Raw genomic sequence first — 21,655 nt, forward strand, 5'->3', positions numbered from 1 at the left:
GTTAGCCGACGGCACCTGACACGTTTACAAAAATCGAATAGACGCAAGACGTCGCGGTTATGAACAACATATTCTGCCTCACGCCCCCAAATGTAAGGTTCGAGACAGTATCTGGCACCCGTATTTTTCCCAATAATTCACCGGTCGGGGAAAACACATGCACGCCATCTGCGGCTGAACACCAGATGTTATCGTAGGCGTCGACGCGCAACCCGTCAGGCAAACCCTGATCGATCTCGGCCAGGTCACGCATGTTCGCAAGACGACCATCAGGTGAGACGTCAAAGCTGCGCAGTACCGATGGGACGGAAGGGTCGTGGCTGCTGCCGGATTCGGCTACGATCAGGCGGCTTTCACCTGCTGAAAAAGCCAGCCCGTTTGGTTGCACGAAATCGCGGGACATTGCAGTGATCGCCAAATTTTCAGGCGCCACGCGATAGACGAAACTTCCTTCTTGCTCCTTATCCGCCTTGTACCCCTCCAGATCGGATAAAATTCCATAAGTCGGGTCGGAAAACCAAATCGAACCATCCGAGCGGACAACGACATCATTAGGGGAATTCAATCGCTTTCCGTCGTAGCAATGGGCAAGGGTGGTTCGGCTGCCGTCTAGTTCGGTTCTGACAAGTGACCGAGTGCCGTGCTGGCAGGTTAGCAACCGCCCCTCTCGGTCACACGTATTGCCATTGGCGTATTCCGAGTTTTGCCGATACAGGCTGACGCCGCCAAGGGGGGTCCAGCTGTAGATATGGGCGCGGGGTATATCTGAAAACAGCAGCATGTCATGGGCTGCAAACCAGACCGGTCCTTCTGTCCACACATGACCCGACGAGATTTGCGTCAGACCGATATTGTTGTGGATCAGGTCGCGGAATTCGGGACGGATGATCTCGTAAATCTGTGAGCCGGTCATGCGTCATATCCTTTCCGGCTGGCCAGTGTGACCACGCCAACAATCACCAGCCCCGTAAGGATCAGGCGAATTCCGGCCCCCAGACCGTAAGAGTTCAGCATCGAAACGATCAGGAACATGAATAATGCCGCCCCCCAGATGCCAGGGACATTGGAATTGCCGCCGCTGATCGAAGAGCCGCCGATCACCACAACGGCAATCGACATCAGCATGTATTCGGTACCCATATTCAGATTGGCCCCGCCCGAGAAACTGGCCAGCAAAAACCCGGTCAGAGCGGCGCAAACGGCCGAATTGACATAGATAGCGAACCGCACCGCGCTGACCGGAATGCCACTCAACCGTGCCGCACGTAAGTTTTGGCCTATGGCGGAAATCCAGCGTCCGGCGATGGAACGTTCCAGCAGCACCCAGGCACCGATGGCCAGAAAAATGCCAACCACAGCGACGTTGGGGATGCCTAGCGCACCTCCGGTCGCAAACTCGGCCAACGGTTCCGGTGGTTTGATACGCAGGCCCCGGTTTGACCAGATCGCAAGCGATTGATACAGGAAGGACGCTGACAATGTGGCGATGATCGGCGGAATGCGCAGCAGCAGAATCAGCGCGAAGTTCACCACTCCGCAGCCGATGCCAACACCGATGGCCACCAGCAAGCCCGGCAGGATCAGCATTGTCTGTGTATCCATGAATTTTAGGGCAAGCGTAGCGGCCAATGTCATCGTGGCAGGGATCGACAAATCAATGTTGCCCGGGCCAAGCGTGATCACAAGCATCTGTCCTATGCCGACGATGGCCGAGAACGATGCGAAAGTCAGGGCTGCGTAGAACAACGATCCAGTACCTGATCCGGCGATTATGCTGGTTGCCGCGAAGGTTAACGCCGCAGCAAGATAAGCCCAGAGCCATGGTTTATGGAACGCAACCCGCGCAAGGTTTGAACGAGATTGGGTCACAACGGCCTTGTCGGTCATGCTGTAACCTCCTTTCGGAGAAACAGAAGCCGTACGGCCAGGACCAGGATCAGGATTGCGCCCTGCGCGCCGATTTGCCAATCGGGCGACAGGCGCAGGAAAGACAGGAAGCTGGCCGCAAGGGTTAGGGTCAAAGCGCCAATCACGGCACCAAACGGCGATATCCGTCCGCCGACGAACTCTCCTCCGCCAAGAATGACGCCTGCAATGGATAACAAAGTATAGCGAAGAGCGATGTTGGCATCCGCAGCCGTGGTCAGCCCGACCAGACACATGCCCGCCAGAACTCCGAAAAGCCCGGCTAGTCCATAGGCGGTCGCGCGCAATCGGACCACGGACCAGCCAGCGCGTTCCATTGCGCGTTCATTGCCGCCGACGCCCTGAAGGATCACTCCGATCCACGACCGCTTGATCAGCACATGTACCGCTAAAGCAATGACCAAAGGTGCAATCACCGCAATCGGTATCAGAGGTGTCTTCAGGCTCATAAGAGATTTCAGCCACTCGGGTGCCGCGCCACCGGGCGAAGGCAGGATCAGCACCGCCAGCCCACCCCATACAAAGGACATGCCCAGCGTTACTACGATGGCGGGCAACCCGCGAAGTTGGATCAATGCACCCAACACGGCGTAGGCAAGGATTGCGGAGGCCAATATGGCATAGCCCAGCAGCGGGGTGTCATGTACAAAAGTCGCTGTCACACAGGCGCAAAAACTGACGAAAGTACCAACTGACAGGTCGATATCGTTGACCATGATGATCATCATCTGCGCGATGGTTGCCAGCGCCACGGGGATCGCAAGATTGAATAACAGATTCAGGCCAAAGTAGCTCATAGCGCGGGGCTGCAGGTAGAACACCGCACCCAGCAGGACGGCCAGAGACATCACAGGCAGCAACAGGCGCAAGCGCTCGCTCGTCATTCGGCGGCCTCCTGCATTTCAAACGAAGCATGCAAAATGCTTTCCTCGGTGATCTCATCACCGGTTAGTTCCGCCGCAATTAACCCACCGCGGAACACGAAGACCCGGTCGCATTGGAGGATCTCGTCGGTCTCGGTCGAATACCACAGGAAGCAGCGTCCTTTTGCTGCCTCGTCCCGGATCATCTGATAGACTTCTTTTTTGGTGCCGACATCGACGCCGCGCATCGGGTCGTCCATCACCACAACCGGCGCAGCCGAGGCCAAAGCGCGCGCAAACAGCACTTTCTGCTGGTTGCCGCCCGACAACGACAGGATCGGGTTGAGCAGATTTTCGGTGCGGATACCGATTTTCTCTTTCCAACTTTGCACCAGATCGGCTTCGCGTCCACGGTCCACCATAACTCTGGGGCTGAACTCGGGCAGGGTGGTCAATGACAAGTTTCGCAGAATCGACCAGAGCGGCATCACCCCGTCACGAGCCCGGTCACCGGCGATAAACACCACTTCCGGGTCACGGGCGGATTTCCATTTTGGTGCGTGATCGAAGAAAAGCCTGGCCAGAGCTTCTGCCTGCCCGTGTCCGGCAAGACCGGCAAGGCCGACGATTTCGCCCGCGCGGCCGCTCAGCCCGTTGGCCGCACGCACGATTTCGGGTCCGAATTCTCGTCGTGACAGGCCATTGTCGGCCGTCTCGACTTCGGGTGCGACATGCCCCATCGCATCGACAATGGAGCTGCGCGTAAAGGCCCCAGAGGGCTGGTCCTCGACGATCTGGCCGTCTTTCATAACGATAATGCGGGTTGAGACCTCAAATATCTCGCCCATCATATGCGAGATGAACAGAACCGCACCTCCAGCACTGCAGAACCGTTTGATATGTTGCAACAGCTGCTGCGCGATGGCCGCATCCAAAGATGATGTCGGTTCATCCAGAATGACAAGGCTGGGTTCTCGGTCCCGGTCGGCGAAAGCAATTGCGATCTCGACCATCTGGCGTTCGGCGATAGTCAGATCGCCAACGATTGTGCGCGGACGGATGCCGTGACCGGGGAAGACATGATCCAGCGCATCTTGCATCTTGTGTCGCGCCACACGCCGCCAGCTTCTGCGCGGCATTGTGCGGTAAGGGATGCGCAGGTTTTCCAGAACGGTGAGATTTGGGCACAGCGACAATTCCTGAAACACACTTCGCACGCCTGCGTTGTGCGCATTATTGCTGTTGCGCAGCGCAGGGTCGTTACCACGATAGTGCACTTTGCCCTGCGTCTGGGTCAGCCGCCCGTTGATGACATTGGCCAGTGTCGATTTCCCGGCACCGTTATGTCCGACCAGACCAATGCATTCGCCTGGCCTGATCATCAGGGACGCCGCCTGCATGGCGTGAACAGGCCCAAAGGACATATGAGCCTGTTTCAGTGTGACAACCGGAGCGCCGGGCCCTATTTCACTGTCTCCCATCACCGTTTATTTGGCCGCGGCGATCACGTCTTTGGCTTCATCCTGTGTGTATTCCACATTTGCGACCGAGCCCTTGGGCGTAGTTTTCAATGCCTCGACAAGATCGTCCTGAGTTACTTTCAGGAATGGCACAGTCAGATCCTTGGGAACGTCATTTCCATCAAGAATCTGTTGCGCCACCCAGAAAGCCAGTGTGCTGACGCCGGGTGCAATGGAAAGGGACGTGGTTTCGTATCCGTTGGATGCCTGCTCATCGGCCCACCATTGCAACTCGTCCTGACGGTTGCCCATTACGATGGTCGGCATAGAACGATCCGTGGCTCCGATGGCCTGAGCCGCGCCATAGCCGTCGCCGCCTTGAGTCACAATGCCCACGATCTCGGGCAAACTGGGCAGTATACCGGCAACCGCTTTTTGCGCCACATCCTGTGCCCAATCGCCATGGACCGAACCGACGATTTCGAAATTGGTGTTCTTGACCTCGTCATGAATGCCCGCGCTGATTTCGTCATCGACGAAAACGCCGGCCAGCCCACGGATTTCCAGCAGGTTGCCACCGTCGGGGTAACGTTCAGCCAGATATTTGACCTGCTCGCGGCCCATTTGCTGAAAATCTACGGCAATGCGCCAGGCACAAGGTTCTTGCACGATACCGTCAAAGGACACGACGGTAATTCCTGCGTCGCAGGCGGCTTTCACCGCGCCGTTGATTGCAGTCGGCGAAGCTGCGTTGATGACGATGGCGTCATAGCCCTGCAGGATCATGTTCTGAATCTGCGCTGCCTGTTCGGTGGCCTGGTTTTCTGAGGTGGTAAACGCATCTGCTGCTGCGACAACGCCCTCTGCAATAGCGGCATCCCCGTTCTTTTGCCAGCTTTCCAGCATCGCCTGCCGCCATGAGTTACCGGCATAGTTATTAGACAGAGCAATGCGTTTTTCCGACGTATCCGCCTCGGCAACGGGGGCTGTCAGGGTGATGATCCCGGCCGCCGCGCCGAGCAATATGGCCTTCAGTGTCATGTTTTCCTCCCAGAGCGGCCCAACCGCCGCACGTTTTAAGTGCCCGCCCGTTCGGACTGACGAGGTTAGAATTCACTGGTCACGGCCTTCGGGTAAGAGTAGGACGCGCGCAATCCTTGCGGATTCCCGCAAACACGTTGCGGTGATCCGCATGACAGAGGCCCGAGTCGCTTCTATATTGGCGTGCACCGGCCCCGTCAGGTCGGGGTTTTGAAGGTGTGCCCATGGCCGATCTTGCATATTATCTGCGGATATCGAACCATCTGGCCGGCAATCTGGATATCAAATCCGCGCTGCGTTCGGTCAAATCAGAGATCGACCGCATATTGGAAGTTGATCATCTGGATGTCTGCCTGATCGACGACAAGGGATACTGGAACACCAGTTATGAGGTTGGGCTGCGCACCAGCTGGAGCCGCACCCGCGCTCCTGTTGAGGTATCGCCTGTGCGTGATATCCTTCTCGGCGATTGTGACAGCCTGCTGACAGGGAACGCGCCGGAAGATCCGCGGTATGTATTCGATGGTGCCGACTGCGAACCCATTCTGAAGTTCAATTTGCGCAGCAGAGTGAACGTGGCGATGAAAGTGCTGGGTCGTACGATCGGGGCGCTGAACTGTTCTTCGCAAAAGCCAGATTTCTACGATGAGCATGCAGTGGAACAGGTGCGAAACATTGCCGATATTCTGGCACCCTATTTTTACGCTCTGCGGGCCAATGAACAGGCCCGCCGGGAAGCGATCATGCGCACCGAATTGCAGGCCCGGGAAGAGGGTTTGCGGCTGGGTGCGCTGAGCCTGACCGATGCGTTGGAATTGGAGCGTCAGAGAATCGGTATGGATTTGCATGATCAGACCCTGGCCGACATGACCCGTATCAGTCGCGATATTGAACGCTGCAAAACCTTCGAGGATATTCAGAGCCTGCGCGACAGCGTGCAGAACTGCATTCAGGGTTTGCGCGAGATCATCGACACCTCGATCCCCTCGTTGCTGGAACTGTTTGGATTTCAACACGCCGCGCGTACCCATCTGGAACGCGCGATCGGCGTGGGACAGCAGATCGATATTGACGTACGTGACCGGTCTCATGGGCTGATCGACCAACTGCCTCAGGCCAAACGCATCGCTTTGTTTCGGATCACTCAAGAGGCTGTCAACAATGCCGTCCGACATGCCGGTGCCAACAGGATTGAGGTCGAGGTTGACTGCCGGGACGGCTTGCAACTGCAAATACGCGACGACGGGCGCAGCAACGGTGCGGTCCTGTCCGGGCAGGCCTCGGGCGGGTTGACCCATATGCGCACCCGTGCCCGGCTGATCGCGGCGCAGTTTGATGTCCGATATGATGGCGGGACCGTAATCAGCGTGTGTCTGCCAGTCTCCGAATGCCCGCAAAGCGAGGGGGTCGCATGAAGGTTCTGTTGGTCGAAGATGACTCAATGCACGCCAATTACCTGCGCGAGCTGGTGCAGGACGCTTTGCCCGAAGCCACCGAGGTGTCGCTGGCTACCAACGGGCGCGATGGCGAGGAACAGGCCCGGCGGGGCGCCGTCCAAGCCATCGTGATGGATCTGCGCATGAAGGAGCGCAACGGTATCGAGGCTGCCCGCACCATCTGGTCGGAGCGACCCGACACCCGTATTCTGTTCTGGTCCAATTATTCGGATGAAGCCTATCTGCGTGGCATAGCCCGGATCGTCCCGAAAGAAGCCGCCTATGGGTATGTCCTGAAAACCGCAAGTCCTTCGCGTATGCATCTGGCGTTGCGCGCGGTGTTGGTCGAGGCCCAGATCATGGTGGATCGGGAAATCCACCACATACAGCGCAGTCAGAGTCGATCGGGTGAAGAGTTAACCGAGGTCGAACTGGCCATCTTGTCGGATCTGGCATTGGGTTTGCCAGACAAGACGATTGCATTGCGACGCAAGTTGGCGCTGCGGACGGTGCAGAACCGGTTGTTATCAATCTATGAAAAGCTTGACGTTGGCGATCTGCCGCTGAATGGCTTGGACATTGCGATCAACAAACGTGTGCGGGCGGTTTCCAAGGCGATGACGTCTCAGATACTGAACCGCGAGGCTATTCTTTCGGCGGAAAAAGAACTTGGACTGTGGTGGCAGCGCACTCAGGTCGCGAGCAGCAGATAAGTTGGATTGAGGGTGTGTCGAAAACAGCTGAAAAGTAGACCTGTGGCTCGCTATGATTTTTGAAGCCAATAGGAACTTGGACCGGCTGAAAAACCAACCCGCCCGTGGACAAGTAACAGATTGAACACAAAAAAACCGCGCGGTTGGCTGTACAGCCAACTCGCCAACGTCCTCGAAATCTAGGCACGCACTGTTGTAGAAAGATGTTTTAGGTGAATGCTCGGTTGGTGGTAGGAAAAACTCGAAATTCACTTCGTCGATCCTACCGATGCCAGTCGGTCGTAGTTTAATCGACATGTTGAGTGTGTTGTTCCCTAGCTAGCCAAGACTATTCATTGCATATCGCGGAGGAGTGCTTGTCCTTCTTTCAAGGCTTTAGAAGATGCTCAGGCAAACGCCTATTGCACAGGGGGCAAGACTAGTTTGGTCTGTTCTCAAGTTTTTCAACAGCACCTGTTTTCGCCCATTGGCTTATATGGTGGTATAGGGGGGTGAATGTCGGGTCAATCTGCTCTGACGACCCCAGTTTCAACCCACTTGTCAAAAAGCGCCAGAACGGCTTCGCAGAAGGCCGCGTCGTTTATATGAGCATCCAGTTCTGTCATCGGTACCCGACCGGGCATGACCTTGCGCGCCTCGTCCACCATTTCGGCCAGTGCCTGTGGGTCGTGCGCCTCTTCGCCTTGCTTGTCCCATGCTTCGACACCCAGAACTGGCAAGAAGAAATGCACAGGTCCGATCGCGGCTTCCAGCCGGGTGGCGAGCTCCTGAATCCAGGCACGTCTCTCAGCCCCATTGAAGACCGAGCTTTTGATCAGGCGATTATGTTCATGGAACGGGCGGTCGGCGTATTGCTCGGGGATGTCCTGCCAACCCGCAAAATCCAAGAGATCAAGGGCACCAGGTGCCACCATCTGCGGAGTCCCGACGCGCCCGGCATTGGTGACACGATCATCACCGCTGGAGACGACTGAACCCGCCATCAGGTTACCAAACTCCTGCATACAGAAATCCATTACGCAGGCGAACGCGCCTTCGCTTGCCAATTTTTCATAGGCCATGCCGCCCATGCCGGTCGAGTGGAACACGGCCACTTCAAACCCGCGTTCTTCCAGTGCCGGTTTCAGATTTTTCATATAGCGCAGGCAGGATGAACCCAGGCTGGTCATCCCGATCAGCGGTTTGCTGCGATCTGGGGCAGTCGCCGCTTTGGTTGCACCCACCACGGCCCCAGCAGCTTGGCTAAGCGAAGATTTGCAGATCGAGTTCATGCCGTACAAGCCCCCGGCCCAGAGGATCATCTGAATATCAGGCGCTAACCGATGAGGCGGGATCAGAGGCGAAAAGCTGACCGTTGACACGATGTATTTTGGAACGCCCATCGGCAGCGCCTGCGCGCAATCCAGTGCTAGGTCCGTGCCCATGGTCCCGCCCGTGGCCAGCATCCCGTCAAAACGACCATCTGAAAAGGCCTGCGCAACAACTCTTGCGGCTCCGGCGGACATTATGCGGAAGGCTTTGTTTTCGTCTCCTTGCGCGATGACTTGTTCTATGGTCATGCCACCGGCAGCGGCAACGTCGTGTTTTGAGATATCTGTCGGCGCGGACGGATCGCCCAGAACCGACACATCCATTGTCATCACGTCAGCACCCTGCGCTTTGATCGCCTCTTCGATGAAACGCATTTCGGGTTCTTTGGTGTCATAAGTACCGATCAGCAGGATTGTTTTATCGGCCATTTGAGCCTCCCGTCTAAGTGTGCCGTTCGAGGTATTGGATCATCAATCTTCGGGCGATTTCAATGAATCGCGTGTTGCGTATGTCCGATCCATCTTCGTCGAGGCGGGATGAGACCCATCCCACATATGTTGCAGCGCGCAGTGCCATGAACAGGTCGATTTGATTGGTGCAGACCGGTCGTTCTGATCGGTACCCCACCAGCAAAGCATCGTGCAGCAGGTCGAAATCAGGTTCGCCCAGGTTCTTGAGGAGTGTCGTCGCGATATCAAACAGACGAAAACCGAACCCGGCATCATCGAAGTCAATCAGCCACACTTTGTCTCCGTCCACCAGGACGTTTTCACGGACAAGATCGGCGTGGATCAACCCGTAATCCAACCGGTTTTCCACGCGCCGAAGGTCACGATCTGCGATATCCCGGAACGCCAGGAAAAGGGCCCGGTCCGTTTTTCCAAGCGTTGGGTTTTCCCAGAAACTACCCCAGACAGGGGCGTCTCCAAGCAGCCCGCTGCGATCCCATGACCAACGCACGAAGTCCTGAGGAGGTGCCCATTGGTTGCTGATGTGGTGCAGCCGTGCCATTTCCCGGCCGATTGAGCAAAAGACGCCTGTCCTGTCCTGATGCGTCAAAGCCTGTCCTGTCGCACCCAAAGGGCGCCCCGACAGCCAGTCGAGCATGTCGACCTGAATGCCGTCCACCAGATGCAGATAGCGCCCATCTGCGGCCGGGACGGGCGTTGGAACCCGGACCCCGTTTTTGCCGAGAACGGCCATCCACTGTAGCTCTGACCGGAGTTCGGCATCCGTTCGCAAGCCCTTGCGATGCAGTCTCAGGGCATAGGCGGTCTGGCCTGACTGAACGCGATAGACGCGGTTTTCCCGAGCCGCCACAAGAGACGCCTGGCCATCAGCCAGCCCCCAAAGGGACAGCGCATGTTCCACGATCTGCTTCATGCGACCCGTGGCGTTTCCGCCAACACGTCGTCCAGCGTGTCGAAAAGAAGATCCGCGTTTTCGACAGAGAATGGCATGGGCGGGCGAATTTTCAGAGTATTCTTGTGACGCCCAAGCTTGGAGTGAATGATCCCGCGCTGGCGCATGGCGTTGATGATACGGTCAGTGAATTCACCGGCGGGTTCCTTGCTGTCGCGATCAAGGACCATTTCAGCCCCGAATATCAGCCCCGAGCCGCGTATGTCTCCGATGACGTCATATTTTTCTTTCAAAAGGTTCAGCCGTTTTCGCGCATGGTGGCCAACGAGTTTGGCGTGCTCGACTAAGTTCTGTTCTTCGATTTCTTCCAGAACAGCCATTGCAGCGGCACAGGAAACCGGGTTTCCACCAAATGTATTGAAGTACCTGTATCTTTCGCGGAACCTCGCAATAATCTCAGATCGCGTTGCGACACCACCCACCGGATGACCGTTGGCCATGGGTTTGCCCAGGGTCAATATATCCGGCACAACGCCCATCTTCTGATGCGCCCACATATGAGTGCCGGTGCGACCAAAGCCCGACTGCACCTCGTCGCAGATCAACAGGCCTCCGGCCTTGCGTACGACCTCGGCTACGGTTTTCAGCCAACCGTCGGGATGGTCGGGGAAACCTTCGTTCAGAAAGTAGGGGCAAAGGATCAATGCGGCAAAGCCGGTTCCGGCCCTTTCGTGCTCGGAAATTTGTTCCGCTACCGCTTCAGCAAATTTCGCCCCGTCCGGATCGGGATTGCGGTAATTGTCAGGCGCACGGACAAAGCGGAAGTACTGGTCCAGACCGAAGCCAATCGTCGGGACATTTGACCTGCTTAGCTGGCTGATCAGCGCCGTGTTTCCGTGATACGTGGCGTCGGTGGCAACGATACCACGTTTGCCGGTCACGGCCTCTGCCATGCGCAGGGCGATGTCGTTTGCCTCGGAACCGGTGCAGGTCAGGATGGCTGTATCCAGCGTTGCATCCATCGTCCCGGTCAGTTTCTCCACGTAGTCCAGAATACCGTCATGCAGGTACCGGGTGTGGGTGTTGAGTGTGCTTGCCTGATGGCAGATCGCTTCGACCACACGCGGGTTGCAATGTCCGACATGCGGGACGTTGTTGTAACAGTCCAGATACTTACGTCCGTCCGCATCCCAAAGCCAGACGCCTTCACCTTTCACAAAATGAACCGGCTCATCATAGAACGTCGAAGTGTTGGGGCCCAACAGTCTGGCCCTGCGTTCAATGAGTTCGACAGATTTCGCTGGAAGAGTCATGAGGGTGGCCTTCTCTCAGAGTTTTATCCAGGCAGTTTTCAGGTCGAAGTATTTTTCGATCGCGTGCAGAGATTTGTCGTGCCCGTTGCCGGATTGGCGAACACCGCCCAGCGGAACGGTCAGGTCGGCGCCACCATATGTGTTGACATGCACCACACCAGCCCGAACGCCAGCCACCATGCGGTGTGCGCGGCTTAGGTTCGACGTCCAGACACCGCCCGCCAGCCCATAGACTGTAGCATTGGCAAGACGGATTGCTTCTTCCTCGTCTCTAAAGGGCGTAACGGCCAGAACTGGGCCGAAGACTTCGTTCTGGAACAGGTTGTCGGTTTCCTTCACTCCGGCCATGACGGTGGGTGCCATGTAATAGCCGCCGGTCTCTGTCAGAATACGGGTGCCACCGGTGCGGCGCTCGGCGCCTTCTGCTTCGGCTTTTGTCACGAAATCCAGATTGGCCTCTAACTCGGGAAGGCTGTGAACTGCTCCGATGTGGGTGTTCAGGTCCAGTGGGTCGCCGACGCGGAAGGCTTCGGCATGGCGGCTGATCTCGGAAACGAAGTCTTCATAAATCTCCTGCTGGACCAGCAGGCGTGATCCGGCGACACAGACCTGACCCGAGTTGCGGAAGATACCAGCGGCTGAGACCTCGGCCGCTTCGGCCAGATCGGGGGCGTCGGCAAAGACGATATTCGGGGACTTGCCGCCCAGTTCCAGATAACAGCGTTTCAGGTTCGACCGGGCGGAATACTCCAGCAGCCGCCGCCCGGTTGCGCCTGATCCGGTAAACACCATGATGTCGACATCCATTGACAAGGCCAGCGCTTCGCCAACGACGGAACCCCGCCCGGTCACAACGTTGAACACCCCTTCGGGCACCCCGGCTTCGGCGGCCAGCTCGGCAATCTTGAGCAGGCTGAGTGAGGCGCTTTCGGCCGGTTTCAGCACGACGGAATTGCCTGCCGCCAGTGCCGGGGCAATCTTCCAGCTGCCGATCATCAAGGGAAAATTCCAAGGCACGATCGCGCCAACAACCCCCACTGGTGCGTGATGGACCAAGCCAAGAACGTCATCGCTTGTCGGGGCGATCTGACCGTAGATCTTGTCGACCGCTTCAGCATAATACCGGAAAGTTGCAGCAGCCGAGAGCGCCTCGGCTTTAAAGGCCATGTTGATTTCGGTCCCGTTGTCGCGCACGCCCAAAACGGTAATCTCAAGCGCGCGTGCTTCGATCAGGTCGGCCAATTTCAGCAGCACTTTCTTCCGACCAGCGGGGGCCATACGCGACCATCGTCCGTCTCCGAACGCTGTGCGGGCTGCACGCACGGCGGCCTCGACATCGTCCGGCGTGCCTTCAGCGACCAGCGCCAGAGGCTGACCGTTGATCGGAGAAAGAACCTGATGCTGGGAACCAGATTTGCTGTCCTGAAAGCGTCCGTTGATGAAATGCCCGCGCGGAGAAATGTCTTGCGCACGCAGCGCATCAATCGAGGATTGGTCCATGGGGGTTATCCTTGCTGAGTTGAATCTTCGTCGAGGACCGGTTGAGGTCTGATACGTTCCTTGTGTTCCTGAACCAGTGAGCGGACGTGCAACAGAATGATTCCAAGGATCATGATGAACAGGATCGCGGCAATCGGCCGGTCGATAAAATCAAGCGGGGTTTTTACCCGCGCCATGGCGCTGCGCAGTTTGACCTCCATGATCCCGCCCAGAACCATGCCCAGAATGATCGGAACTATGGGCAGGTTCAGGCGTTTCAGGATCAGACCGAACACGCCGAATCCTGCAGCAACGGCGCAGTCGGTGACGGAGTTTCGCAGGCTGAACACGCCGACAAAGGAAAGTGTCAGGATCATGATGCCCAGAAAGCGCGTAGGGATCTGAATGATCTTCAGCAGCAGATTGGTCGAGAACAACAAGAAGATCAGAACGATCACATTGAGCAGGATCAGCGACATGTAAAGTGCCATGACAAAATCCATCTGATCCGCAAAAAGCTGCGGACCGGGTATCACGTTGTGAACATAGAAGACCGACAGCATCATCGCGGTCAGCGCCTCGCCCGGAATACCCAACGCCAGCAGTGGAATCATCGCAGCCCCGGGAACGGCATTGTTGGCGGCCTCCGAGGCCACCAGGCCTTCGGGTGAGCCGTCGCCAAATTTGTCAGGGTCCTTGGAGGTTTTCTGTGCGTACGTGTATGACAGGAATTGCGATGTGAATTCGCCTGTGCCTGGAACCATGCCCATGAGCACACCTAGCGATGACGACACTGTTGCGATGCGTTTCAGGCCCAGCAGCTCTTTGAGGCCCGCAAAAATACTGCCGCGCACATGTGCCTCGCCCGGCGCGTGCTCTTTGTCGACCAGCAGCAGCAGCGCCTGGCTGATTGCGAACAGCCCCAGCACGACCACGATCAGATCGACGCCCGACGACAGCCAGGTTTGGTCAAAGGTAAAGCGCTTGGTGTATTTGACGGGCTCCAATCCGACGGTGCTGAGGAAGATGCCAAAAAAAGCCAACATCGCAGCCGAGAAAGTCTGACCGCGATGAGCGAGGATCACCAGCAGGATACCCATGAGGGCGGCCAGAAATATCTCGCGGCTGCCGAAATGCGGGGCAACCCAGGCCAGAACGGGCGACAGGACGATCAGGCAAAGGATCGAAAAAATTCCACCAAAGAACGAGGCTGAATAGGCCAGTGACAAAGCCCGATGACCCTCGCCCCGTTTGGTCATGGGGTAGCCGTCATAGGTGGTCAGAGCATTAACCGCCGTGCCGGGCGTGTTGATCAGAATGGCGGGGATCGCACCGCCATACATGGACGATCCATAAATACCCAGCAGTAGGGTAAGGCCGACGATCGGTTCAAACGCAAAGGTGGCGGGCAGCAGGATGGCAATGGCGACTGCAGCACCGACCCCGGGCAGCGCGCCGATGATGACACCGCCTACCGATCCGATGACCAGTGCAACGACGACTTGCCATTGGGCCAGAATTGCAAAGCCTGAAATCAGATTGTCCATCTTGGCCTCACAGATAGGTCAGCGCAAAGGCGCGCAGCCCGTCGGGCAGGTATTCGTATATCCGACCGGCCGGGATGTTCACCTGCAGCAACGCACGAAAGACCACCGCCACGGCCGCGCCGAATACAAGGGCAACGCAAAAGGCTCCTGGCAGCCGAAACCCTAATCGTATCGTCAGCAGGGCTGCAAAAAGCATGGTCGAGGGAAGATACCCAAGCCACGGAACCGCGACGACGTAGATCAGGAAGTAGGCAACGAATTCGAGGGACATCAACCAAAACGTCATCTCTCTCAAACGCCCGGGAATGCGCGGGGACAGGAAAGAACTCAGCAAGTGGAGGCCACTGAACAGAACCATGCCCCAGATCGCAATTTTGGGCCACAGGGCGGGTTGTGCAAACCACTTGGTTCGTTTGACGGCCTGAGTCTCTGTGCCGATCTGACTGAGAAGGAACAGGGAGAAACCAAAGAAAAAGAAAGCAAAGACAATATCGCCTGGACGTCGATAACGTCGGAACATGTCTTGCAGCGTCTTTGCAATCATTGGGGCCTCCTGATTGAATGAAAAAGACCCGGCAATGTTTGATCTTGCCGGGCCTGTTTCGGGTTATTCACCCAGGATCTCTTCAATTTTGGCGAATGAGGCTTTGTCCTGCTCGATTTGAGCGTTAGAAGCGTCCGGATCCTGCCAGTAGATCAGCGCACCTGTTTCGTCGGCCAGCTTTTTGGCTTTGTCAGAGGACAACGCTTTCTGAGCAGCGGCTGTAATCTTCTCACGTGCATCAGCCGGAGTGTCTTTGTGGACAAACAATCCGTTCCACAGAGCCAAAGGCAGGTCAGGATTAAGCTCTACGACGGTTGGCGTGTCCGGAACCAGTGAGATCCGCTCGCCGCCGATGCTGGCCAGAACGTTCACCTGATCAAGGCAGGGAAGAATAAGCTGCAGTGTCGTGTTGATCACATCTACGTCGCCCGACGCCAGCGTGTTGCAGTCCAGTGCGTCAAAGGCGGCTTCGCTGGCGAAGTCGAATCCGCTGCTGACAGCTGCTGCAAAGGTGACTTGTGTGGGCGGCAGAACCGATCCGAAATGGCCAAGCGCCACATCGTTTTCCTTGCTATGTTCAACCAGTTCTTCCCAGTTCGAAAACGGCGCATCCTTGCTGGCAGCGATGACGAAGGGGTATGTCAGAAAGATGCCGATTGGATCGAACGGGTTTGGGTTGAGTTCGGGAATTCCGATCTCTGGTCCAATGACAGGCACGCCGATGACGAAAGAACCGATGGTATAGCCATCAGCCGGAGCCGCTGCGACCTCGACGGCACCGGGGAATGGGCCACCGCCACCTCCGGGTTTGTTCACGACGGCGGCTGGCACACCGTACATGGCCTGAAATTCGTCGGCGACCATCCGAGTGAGCACGTCTTCCAGATCACCCGGAGGCCATGGAACGACAAAGCTAACTGGCTTCTCAGGGTACTCAGCCAGTGCGGCAGTTGCCGATGCTGCAAAAGCGGCGGCTGTTAGAAATTTCTTCATTGACACCTCCCGTTAGTGGTTCAATAAATGAACCGCGTTAACAATAATAATGTTGCTTTGTTAAGTTAGTTCTGTCAAGTATAACCTGAACAAGAGGACGAGAAGCACATGGGTACTGCCCTTAATGCCCTAAAAATGCTGGATTACTTTTCCAATACCCGCCCGGAGATTGGGCTGAGTCATCTCGCGAGGCTGTCGGGGCTGAACAAGGCAACCGCATTGCGCCACCTGCGTGCGCTTGAGGAATTTGGGTTGATCGAACAGAATCCGATGACAAAGTCCTATGCCATCGGACCGGCAGCATTGCGTTTGGCCGCGCTGCGCGAGATCGCGAGACCCGGGATTGAAAGCGCACGCCAGAAAATGCAGGCCGCAATGCAGATCGTCGGTGAAAGCCTGCATCTTTCGTTGCTGGAAAAGAACGGGCTGCAGACATCGCTCGTGGTTGAAACAACGCGGCACAGTGTACGCGTCAGCCTGGATCCCAGCGAGATGCTCCCGCTCAATGCGACAGCCTCAGGTCTTTGTATGCTCAGCTTTGGGCCAGCTCACCTCATGGACCAGTTGGATCAGGACGTTCAGGTGCAGTTCACAGATTCCACACTTACTGATCCAAAGCTGATCAAAGAGCGGGTCGCACAGATTGGCATATCCGGCTGGGCCAACAGCAGTGGTAGTTACGAGGAGGGGGTCTTTGGGTATGCCGCGCCGATATTTGGCATCGATCAGATTGCACTGGGAACCATCGCGATTGCAGTTCCTGAAGCCCGAGCCACCAGCGACCGCCTCCCTGCAATTCTGTCTGCACTACACGCACTTTCGACCAATCTGACTGCAGGTTTTGGCGGTCAGTTGCCCGATACTTTCCCAACCGAATTCCACCCGTGACCGAGGGCGGATTTAGAACCCGGAGACCCGTGACATGAAAGACTCCAACTTTCTGAAGGAAAACAACGCCCGTTACTTCTGGCACCCAATGGCGCACCCTGCCGACAGTCAGAAGAACCCGCCTACCATTCTAAACGGCGGTGAAGGGGTCAGCATCATTGATGTCGATGGTTACAGGGCGCTGGATGCCGTGGGGGGGTTGTGGAATGTCAATCTGGGTTATTCCTGTGAGCCGGTGAAGAAAGCCATAGCGGATCAGTTGAACGCGCTGCCATATTACTCCACGTTTCGCGGCACCAGCAACGACAAGGCGATTGAACTGTCTTATGAGTTGGCGCAGTTCTTTGAGCCTGACGGGCTGACCCGTGCTTTTTTTACGTCGGGCGGGTCGGATTCTGTCGAAATCGCGCTCAAACTAGCGCGCCAGTATCACAAAGTCCGAGGTGAAGCGGGGCGCACCAAATTCATCAGCCTCAAGCAGGGCTATCACGGTACCCATTTCGCTGCTGCTTCGGTCAATGGAAATCAGAAATTCCGCGCGGCTTATGAACCTATGATGCCCGGGTGTTTTCATGTGCCCGCCCCCTGGACTTATCGCAATCCGTTTGATGAAACCGATCCCGAGCTTCTGGCGCAGCTCTGCGTCAAAGCGCTTGAGGCCGAGATTGCGTTTCAGGGTGCGAACACCGTTGCTGCCTTCATCATGGAGCCGGTGTTGGGCGCGGGGGGTGTGATCCCGCCTCACAAGAGTTTCATGCCTATGGTGCGTGAGGTTTGTTCGAAACACGGCATTCTGCTGATTTCGGACGAGATTATCACCGCGTTTGGTCGCACCGGCAGCGAAAACGGAGCGCGGCATTGGGGCGTGCAGCCCGACATTATGACGACGGCCAAAGCGATTACCAACGGGTATTTCCCTTTTGGTGCGGCCATGATCTCGGGTCCGGTGGCCGAGGTGTTTGAAAGGGACACCACGGGCCTGGCGTCCGTTGATCAGGGGTACACGTATTCCGGTCATCCGGTTGGCGCGGCGGCTGCGTTGGCCGCCCTGTCCGAGATCAACAGGCTGCGGGTCTGGGAAAATGCGGCCGCGCGTGGGGATGAGTTGTTTGCCGGGTTGCAGAAACTGGCAGAAAAGTATGACGCAATCGGGGATGTGCGGGGCGGAGAGGGCCTGATGTGCGCGCTGGAACTGGTCTCGGATCGGGCGACCAAGGCCCCCATCGCTAAGCACCTGCCGCTGCAGGTTCAGAAAGCTGCCTATGAAGACGGCGTGATGGTCCGCGTATCCGGTAACAATATCATTCTGTCGCCGCCGCTGATCATCACTTCGGAGGATGTGGCCAAAATTCTATCAGCTTTGGATACTGGTTTGGCGACCCTTTAAGCGTTCAACCGGCCCCGTCTTACACATAGGCGGGGTCAGACTTTGATGGCCTGCAATTCCTCCAGCAGGTCCAGCAGTTGATCCAGTTTCTCCGGACCCATTTGCTCTTGGATATTGCTGGAGATCGCAAGTGATGTGGCCAGGTTTTCCTTGAGAATGGAGCGACCCGCTTCAGTGATCGTCACCATGGTACGGCGCTTGTCGTCGCTATCCTGACGACGGGTGATCTGGCCATCGGCCTCCATTGTGCGCAAAATGCGGGTCACGCTGGGCAGCAGCAGGCAAGCCTCGTGCGCAATGGTGCTTTGTTCTACTTCGCCCAGCTCATCCAGAACGCGCAGGATGCGCCATTTCTGCTCGGTCAGTTGGATTCCTTGCAGCATGTCCCGGATCGGGGCCATGACGGTTTCGCGGGCACGTAGCAGCGCGATCGGAAGAGACCGGGCGGTGCTTTTGGAATGGCTTTGAGTGGTCATGCGGCCTTCTAGAATGCTGTTTCGGAAATTGCAAAGATTAACAAAGCAATCTCTTGACAGCCGGTGTATTAAAAACTAAACATGTTAACTAATAAAAGGAGAGACCATGCCACATTTCCACGTCGAATATTCCGGCAATCTGGAAGACACGATCGACATGGGAGGCATGTGCGAGTGCATTCGGGCAACAGCGGCCGGAATTGAGACCTTTCCGATGCCGGGCATTCGTGTCCGTGCAATGCGTGTTGACCATTACGCCATAGCTGACGGCAACCCGGCGCATGGTTTTGTTGATATCTCGATCCGCCTGCGGGCAGGTCGTCCCCAAGAGGTCAAACAGGATGCCGCGCAGCGTATTTTTGAGGCGGTCAGAACTTTTCTGGCACCCGCCTTTGCCCAACATTCCATCGCGCTTTCGCTCGAGATGCGCGACATCGACCCCGAACTTTCACCCAAGACCGGCACGATCCGGGACCACCTGACCGCGACCACGCAGGAGACCTGAAACATGAGTGCGCTGGATACGAATATCGAAAAACTGACGGGCTTTTTGGCCCGGTTCAAAGAAACAGGCATCCGGAACCGCATTGCTGGTGAAGACCGGGACGGCTCAGCCGGCGTGTTTCAATCCACTTCGCCGGTCGATAAATCTGTGATTTGTGATGTCGCACACGGCACGGCAGATGACATCGACGCGGCGGCCAGGGCCGCTCATGCTGCCTTTGCCGAATGGCGTGACATGCCTGCCTCCGAACGCCGCCGTATCTTGTTGCGGGTCGCCGATGCCATAGAAGCCCGTGCTGAGGAAATTGCACTTTGCGAATGCTGGGATACCGGTCAGACCCTGCGATTCATGTCCAAAGCAGCCCTTCGGGGGGCTGAGAACTTCCGGTACTTCGCGGATCAGGTGATACAGGCTCGGGATGGTCAACATCTAAAGTCTCCGACCTTGATGAATGTGACGACCCGCGTGCCAATCGGCCCGGTTGGCGTGATCACCCCGTGGAATACACCTTTCATGTTGTCGACATGGAAGATCGCACCTGCGCTGGCAGCGGGCTGCACTGTGGTTCATAAACCCGCAGAAGACTCTCCTTTGACTGCGCGCCTGTTGGTGGAGATTGCCGAAGAGGCCGGGTTGCCCAAAGGCGTGCTGAACACGGTCAACGGATTCGGCCCCGACGCTGGCAAGGCTTTGTGCGAGCATGAGATGATCAAAGCCATTGCATTCGTGGGCGAAAGCCGCACTGGCAGCCTGATCGTCAAACAGGGCGCGGATACACATAAACGCAACCACCTGGAGTTGGGTGGAAAGAACCCGGTTATCGTGTTCGAAGACGCAGATCTGGATCGCGCCTTGGATGCGGTGATCTTCATGATCTATTCGATCAATGGCGAGCGCTGCACCTCGTCTTCGCGGCTTTTGGTACAGAACACGATCAAGGAAGATTTCGAGGCGAAGCTGGTTGAGCGCGTCAACAACATCAAGGTTGGCCATCCGCTCGACCCGGTGACCGAGATTGGGCCACTGGTGACCGAGGAGCACTACAACAAAGTCACCAGTTACTTCGACATCGCCAAAGAGGATGGCGCGACCATCGCTGCCGGTGGGGTCAAAGTCGGCGATGAAGGTTATTTCGTTCGCCCGACCCTGTTCACCAATGCCAACAACCAGATGCGCATCGCGCGTGAAGAGATTTTTGGTCCTGTTCTGACCTCCATCCCGTTTTCGACCGAGGACGAGGCGCTGCAGATCGCCAATGATACGCCTTATGGCCTGACCGGCTATGTCTGGACCAGTGACCTGACCCGCGCCCTTCGGTTTACAGACAAGCTGGAGGCTGGGATGATCTGGGTGAATTCCGAGAACGTCCGACACTTGCCGACACCGTTTGGTGGGGTCAAGGCATCTGGAATCGGACGGGATGGCGGCGATTGGAGCTTTGAGTTCTATATGGAACAAAAACACATCGGCTTTGCCACCGGGCAGCACAAGATCATGCAATTGGGTAAATGAGCCCCACCTGCGACCCCGAGCCGGGGCTGCCAGTATTCATCAGGAGGAACTGTCATGGGAAAGATTGTACAGGCCGCAAAGATCACGCATGTGCCCAGCATCTGGATGTCCCACACGATGCCAAAATACAAAGGCATCCGGCAATCCGCCATTGACGGGTATGCGCGGCTGCGTCAGGACGCGATAGACCGCAATGTGGATACGTTCGTTGTGTTTGATACCCATTGGATCACCAATCAGGGCTTTCACCTGAACACGAAAGAGCACCACAAGGGTCGTTTCATCAGCCACGAACTGCCGCATATGCTGGCGGATATGGAATTCAATTATCGCGGCGATCATGAACTGGGCGAGACCATCCTCGACGTCCTGCGCGAGCGCGGCGAGCGGGCCTTGGGCCATGCTCACCCCGATATGGGTATGGAATACGGTACTCTGCTGCCGATGCATTTCATCAACGACGGAGTGAATGCGCGGGTATTGCCCGTAGCGGTGAACCAATTCTCGTCGATTGCGGAAAACCGGGCCTGGGGAGAAGCAATCGCCGAAGGTATCCGGCGCTCAAGCCGCAACGTTTCCATTCTGGCATCCGGCTCGCTGAGCCATGATTTCACACCGAATGAACGCTCGGTCGACGGCCTGAATGCGGTGAATGGCGAGTTCAACCGCCAGATGGACATGCGCGTTCTGGAGCTTTGGGAACAGCGAAGGTTTGAAGAATTTCTTGAAATGCTTCCGGACTATGCAAAAAAATGTACGGGCGAATGCGCCATGAATGACACTGCATTGCTGTTCGGTGCGCTGGGTTGGGGAAGCTACAAGGGTAATATAGACATCTACACCCCTTATTTTGGCAGTTCTGGCACTGGTCAGGCAAACGTTAGCTTTTCGGTTTGAAC

At 56.7% G+C, this 21,655-nt stretch carries 20 protein-coding genes; 7 read left to right on the forward strand and 13 right to left on the reverse strand.

What is annotated here, in order from left to right; translation table 11 throughout:
- Position 1: 1 nt before the first annotated feature.
- From ACR0K5_RS21605 to ACR0K5_RS21625, 5 genes are read right to left on the reverse strand one after another with little or no spacing between them, the layout of a single operon-like run.
- The gene (locus ACR0K5_RS21605; RefSeq protein ID WP_480631613.1) at positions 2-913 is read right to left on the reverse strand and encodes an SMP-30/gluconolactonase/LRE family protein; all 912 of its coding nucleotides are present in this window, start codon (positions 911-913) and stop codon (positions 2-4) included.
- A complete protein-coding gene (locus ACR0K5_RS21610) occupies positions 910-1,887 on the reverse strand; it encodes an ABC transporter permease (RefSeq protein WP_480631614.1) in 978 nt (325 codons plus the stop codon). The genes ACR0K5_RS21605 and ACR0K5_RS21610 overlap by 4 nt, the downstream gene beginning before the upstream one ends.
- A complete protein-coding gene (locus ACR0K5_RS21615) occupies positions 1,884-2,810 on the reverse strand; it encodes an ABC transporter permease (RefSeq protein WP_480631615.1) in 927 nt (308 codons plus the stop codon). The genes ACR0K5_RS21610 and ACR0K5_RS21615 overlap by 4 nt, the downstream gene beginning before the upstream one ends.
- Positions 2,807-4,270, reverse strand: coding sequence for a sugar ABC transporter ATP-binding protein (locus ACR0K5_RS21620; RefSeq protein WP_480631616.1), 1,464 nt, complete (start codon positions 4,268-4,270; stop codon positions 2,807-2,809). The genes ACR0K5_RS21615 and ACR0K5_RS21620 overlap by 4 nt, the downstream gene beginning before the upstream one ends.
- Before the next feature lie 6 nt (positions 4,271-4,276).
- On the reverse strand, positions 4,277-5,290 hold the full coding sequence (locus ACR0K5_RS21625) for a substrate-binding domain-containing protein (protein ID WP_480631617.1): 1,014 nt from the start codon (positions 5,288-5,290) through the stop codon (positions 4,277-4,279).
- A 224-nt stretch (positions 5,291-5,514) separates the two neighbouring features.
- Here ACR0K5_RS21625 and ACR0K5_RS21630 point away from each other — a divergent pair, with 224 nt between their 5' ends.
- Positions 5,515-6,705, forward strand: coding sequence for a GAF domain-containing sensor histidine kinase (locus ACR0K5_RS21630; protein WP_480631618.1), 1,191 nt, complete (start codon positions 5,515-5,517; stop codon positions 6,703-6,705).
- Positions 6,702-7,439 (forward strand): response regulator, encoded by a 738-nt coding sequence (locus tag ACR0K5_RS21635; RefSeq protein WP_480631619.1) that lies wholly within the window; start codon positions 6,702-6,704, stop codon positions 7,437-7,439. The genes ACR0K5_RS21630 and ACR0K5_RS21635 overlap by 4 nt, the downstream gene beginning before the upstream one ends.
- Positions 7,440-7,942: 503 nt before the next feature.
- Here the strand turns inward: ACR0K5_RS21635 and ACR0K5_RS21640 are convergent.
- The 7 genes from ACR0K5_RS21640 to ACR0K5_RS21670 all read right to left on the reverse strand — a co-directional run bounded on the left by ACR0K5_RS21640 (position 7,943) and on the right by ACR0K5_RS21670 (position 15,988).
- A complete protein-coding gene (locus ACR0K5_RS21640; RefSeq protein ID WP_480631620.1) occupies positions 7,943-9,178 on the reverse strand; it encodes a Tm-1-like ATP-binding domain-containing protein in 1,236 nt (411 codons plus the stop codon).
- A 13-nt stretch (positions 9,179-9,191) separates the two neighbouring features.
- A complete protein-coding gene (locus ACR0K5_RS21645; RefSeq protein WP_480631621.1) occupies positions 9,192-10,133 on the reverse strand; it encodes a phosphotransferase enzyme family protein in 942 nt (313 codons plus the stop codon).
- Positions 10,130-11,425 (reverse strand): aspartate aminotransferase family protein, encoded by a 1,296-nt coding sequence (locus ACR0K5_RS21650; protein ID WP_480631622.1) that lies wholly within the window; start codon positions 11,423-11,425, stop codon positions 10,130-10,132. The genes ACR0K5_RS21645 and ACR0K5_RS21650 overlap by 4 nt, the downstream gene beginning before the upstream one ends.
- A 15-nt stretch (positions 11,426-11,440) precedes the next feature.
- A complete protein-coding gene (locus tag ACR0K5_RS21655) occupies positions 11,441-12,925 on the reverse strand; it encodes an aldehyde dehydrogenase (protein WP_480631623.1) in 1,485 nt (494 codons plus the stop codon).
- A 5-nt stretch (positions 12,926-12,930) separates the two neighbouring features.
- Complete coding sequence (locus ACR0K5_RS21660) at positions 12,931-14,451, reverse strand: tripartite tricarboxylate transporter permease (protein WP_480631624.1); 1,521 nt, start codon at positions 14,449-14,451, stop codon at positions 12,931-12,933.
- 7 nt (positions 14,452-14,458) lie between these two features.
- Entirely contained in the window at positions 14,459-14,995 is a 537-nt protein-coding gene (locus ACR0K5_RS21665) for a tripartite tricarboxylate transporter TctB family protein (protein WP_480631625.1), read from the reverse strand.
- Positions 14,996-15,058: 63 nt separating this feature from the next.
- On the reverse strand, positions 15,059-15,988 hold the full coding sequence (locus tag ACR0K5_RS21670; RefSeq protein WP_480631626.1) for a tripartite tricarboxylate transporter substrate binding protein: 930 nt from the start codon (positions 15,986-15,988) through the stop codon (positions 15,059-15,061).
- Between the two features lie 108 nt (positions 15,989-16,096).
- Here ACR0K5_RS21670 and ACR0K5_RS21675 point away from each other — a divergent pair, with 108 nt between their 5' ends.
- Both ACR0K5_RS21675 and ACR0K5_RS21680 read left to right on the forward strand, forming a co-directional pair.
- Positions 16,097-16,876: an IclR family transcriptional regulator gene (locus tag ACR0K5_RS21675; RefSeq protein ID WP_480631627.1), complete on the forward strand. Its 780-nt coding sequence runs from the start codon at positions 16,097-16,099 to the stop codon at positions 16,874-16,876.
- Positions 16,877-16,910: 34 nt separating this feature from the next.
- Entirely contained in the window at positions 16,911-18,263 is a 1,353-nt protein-coding gene (locus ACR0K5_RS21680; RefSeq protein ID WP_480631628.1) for an aminotransferase class III-fold pyridoxal phosphate-dependent enzyme, read from the forward strand.
- A gap of 35 nt (positions 18,264-18,298) precedes the next feature.
- On the opposite strand, the gene hpaR is transcribed toward ACR0K5_RS21680, so the two are convergent.
- Complete coding sequence (gene hpaR, locus ACR0K5_RS21685) at positions 18,299-18,739, reverse strand: homoprotocatechuate degradation operon regulator HpaR (protein ID WP_480631629.1); 441 nt, start codon at positions 18,737-18,739, stop codon at positions 18,299-18,301.
- Positions 18,740-18,845: 106 nt separating this feature from the next.
- Between hpaR and ACR0K5_RS21690 the strand changes: the two genes are divergently transcribed.
- Genes ACR0K5_RS21690 through hpaD form a run of 3 tightly spaced genes read left to right on the forward strand, consistent with a single transcriptional unit; the run spans position 18,846 to position 21,653 of the window.
- On the forward strand, positions 18,846-19,244 hold the full coding sequence (locus tag ACR0K5_RS21690; RefSeq protein ID WP_480631630.1) for a 5-carboxymethyl-2-hydroxymuconate Delta-isomerase: 399 nt from the start codon (positions 18,846-18,848) through the stop codon (positions 19,242-19,244).
- Between the two features lie 3 nt (positions 19,245-19,247).
- Entirely contained in the window at positions 19,248-20,756 is a 1,509-nt protein-coding gene (gene hpaE / locus ACR0K5_RS21695; protein WP_480631631.1) for a 5-carboxymethyl-2-hydroxymuconate semialdehyde dehydrogenase, read from the forward strand.
- A 54-nt stretch (positions 20,757-20,810) separates the two neighbouring features.
- Positions 20,811-21,653: a 3,4-dihydroxyphenylacetate 2,3-dioxygenase gene (gene hpaD / locus ACR0K5_RS21700; protein ID WP_480631632.1), complete on the forward strand. Its 843-nt coding sequence runs from the start codon at positions 20,811-20,813 to the stop codon at positions 21,651-21,653.
- Positions 21,654-21,655: the final 2 nt, after the last annotated feature.

The sequence above is a fragment of the Ruegeria sp. AB9 genome (assembly GCF_056542585.1).